This is a genomic window from Hydrogenophaga sp., from assembly GCF_019264445.1.
GTDB lineage: Bacteria > Pseudomonadota > Gammaproteobacteria > Burkholderiales > Burkholderiaceae_C > Hydrogenophaga.
Genome location: NZ_JAHVAB010000010.1, coordinates 1 through 2611 on the forward strand (window position 1 = coordinate 1; position 2611 = coordinate 2611).

Annotated in this window: 3 protein-coding genes; all 3 read left to right on the top strand. The window is 68.9% G+C overall.

The window, feature by feature from the left end:
• The coding region (locus tag KXJ60_RS00980) for a helicase-related protein (protein WP_291123462.1) at nucleotides 1-1031 on the top strand (1031 nt) is incomplete at its 5' end.
• Between the two features lie 55 nt (nucleotides 1032-1086).
• Complete coding sequence (locus tag KXJ60_RS00985) at nucleotides 1087-2046, top strand: hydrogen peroxide-inducible genes activator (protein ID WP_291123464.1); 960 nt, start codon at nucleotides 1087-1089, stop codon at nucleotides 2044-2046.
• A gap of 35 nt (nucleotides 2047-2081) precedes the next feature.
• A complete protein-coding gene (locus tag KXJ60_RS00990; RefSeq protein ID WP_291123465.1) occupies nucleotides 2082-2585 on the top strand; it encodes a Dps family protein in 504 nt (167 codons plus the stop codon).
• The last annotated feature ends 26 nt before the right edge of the window (nucleotides 2586-2611 follow it).

The window sequence follows — 2611 nt, forward strand, 5'->3', positions numbered from 1 at the left end:
GGGCTGAGCAGATATCCGTTCGGGCTGAGCCTGTCGAAGCCCTCGCCCAGGAGCCGCACCTTCTGATGATGACGGCGACCCCCATTCCACGCACGCTCGCCATGAGCTACTACGCCGATCTCGACGTCTCCACCATCGACGAACTGCCGCCCGGGCGCACGCCCATCGTCACCAAGGTGGTGGCCGACAGCCGCCGCGCCGAAGTGATCGAGCGCATCCGCGGCCAGCTCGCGCAGGGCCGGCAGGTGTACTGGGTGTGCCCGCTGATCGAGGAGAGCGAAGCGATCGACCTGTCCAACGCCACCGCCACCCACGCGGAGCTGAGCGCAGCGCTCAACAGCCCCCCAGACCCTTCCCGGCGAGACGTGCCCCTCTCCAGGGCGCCCGAGGGTCCGGCGCCGCCGGCCCCAGGGCGCGTCCCCCCGCCCAGCGCCGAAGGCGTGCCAGAGAGGGGGGAGGCCGCGTCAGCGGCGCAGGGGGGAACGCCTGTCCTGGTCGGCCTTTTGCATTCGCGCATGAAAGTGGCGGAGAAAAAAGCGGTGATGTCGCTCTTCACCGGCGGGCAGATGGGGGTGCTCGTCTCGACCACCGTGATCGAGGTCGGCGTGGACGTGCCCAACGCCTCGTTGATGGTGATCGAACACGCCGAGCGCTTTGGCCTGTCGCAGCTGCACCAGCTGCGCGGGCGCGTGGGGCGCGGCGCGGCCGCGTCGGCCTGCGTGCTCATGTACACCCCGCCCGATGGCGGGCGCCTGGGCGAGACCGCGCGCGAACGCCTCAAGGCCATGGCCGACACCAGCGACGGTTTCGAGATCGCGCGGCGCGACCTGGAGATTCGCGGCCCGGGCGAGTTCCTGGGCGCGCGGCAGTCGGGTGCGCCGCTGCTGCGTTTCGCCGATCTCGCCACCGACACCCACCTGCTCGCATGGGCGCGCGAGGCCGCGCCGGTGATGCTGCACCAGTACCCCGAACAGGCTGAGCGGCACATCGCGCGCTGGCTGGGCGGCAAGGCGGAGTACCTCAAAGCCTGAGTGTTTGGCGCAGGCGCCACGCACACCCCCGGCCGCAGGCGCAAAATACCGCCCCATGACGCTCACCGAACTCAAGTACATCGTGGCCGTGGCGAGGGAGAAGCACTTTGGCAAGGCCGCCGAGGCTTGCTACGTGTCGCAGCCCACGCTGTCGGTGGCCATCAAGAAGCTGGAAGAAGAGCTCGAGCTCAAGATCTTCGAGCGCAACGCCAGCGAAATCGCGGTCACGCCGCTGGGCGACGAGATCGTGCGGCAGGCGCAGACCGTGCTGGAGCAGGCCGCGGCCATCAAGGAAATTGCCAAGCGCGGCAAAGACCCGCTGGCCGGGCCGCTGCGGCTGGGCGTGATCTACACCATCGGCCCCTACCTGCTGCCCGACCTCGTGCGCCACGTCATCGACCGCACGCCGCAGATGCCGCTGATGCTCCAGGAGAACTTCACTGTGCGGCTGCTGGAGCAGTTGCGCCTGGGCGAGATCGACTGCGCCATCCTGGCCGAGCCCTTCCCCGACACCAACCTGGCCATCGCGCCGCTGTACGACGAACCGTTCCTGGCCGCCGTGCCGCACACGCACCCGCTGGCCGGACGCGACCACATCACCAACGAGGAGCTCAAGCGCGAGACCATGCTGCTGCTGGGCACCGGCCATTGCTTCCGCGACCATGTGCTGGAGGTGTGCCCGGAATTCGCCCGGTTCTCCAACGACGCCGAGGGCATCCGCAAGAGCTTTGAGGGCTCGTCGCTGGAAACCATCAAGCACATGGTGGCCGCCGGCATGGGCGTGACGCTGGTGCCGCGCCTGTCGGTGCCGTCGTCCGCACTGGAAGGCGCGGCCAGCCCGGGCCAGGACTTCGGCGACTCGTCCTATGTGCGCTACCTGCCGTTCAAAGGCGATGCACCCACGCGCCGCGTGGTGCTGGCCTGGCGGCGCAGTTTCACCCGCTACGAGGCCATTGCCGAGCTGCGCAACGCGATCTACGCCTGCGAGCTGCCCGGTGTGCAGCGCCTGTCGTAGCCCCCCGTTTTTTCAACCTTGTGAAGGAGTTCACCATGGCCAAAGCCCCCACCAAGACCAGCGCGCCGTCCATCAACATCGGCATCGGCGAGAAAGACCGCGCCGCCATTTCCAAAGGCCTGTCGCAATTGCTGGCCGACACCTACACGCTGTACCTCACCACCCACAACTTCCACTGGAACGTGACCGGGCCGATGTTCAACACGCTGCACGCGATGTTCATGACCCAGTACACCGAGCTCTGGGGCGCGGTGGACCCGATCGCCGAGCGCATCCGCTCGCTGGGCCACCCGGCGCCCGGCTCGTACGCCCAGTTCGGCAAGCTCGCCTCGGTGCCCGATGCGCCGGCCACGCCACCCAAGGCACTCGAGATGGTGCGCATCCTCGTGACCGGCCACGAAGCCGTGGCGCGCACCGCGCGCAGCCTGTTCCCGCTGGCCGACAAGGCCGGTGACGAGCCCACGGCCGACCTGCTCACCCAGCGCCTGACGGTGCACGAGCAGACCGCCTGGATGCTGCGTTCGCTCCTGGAGGAATGACCCACCCCCGCGCCGCGCCTGCGGCG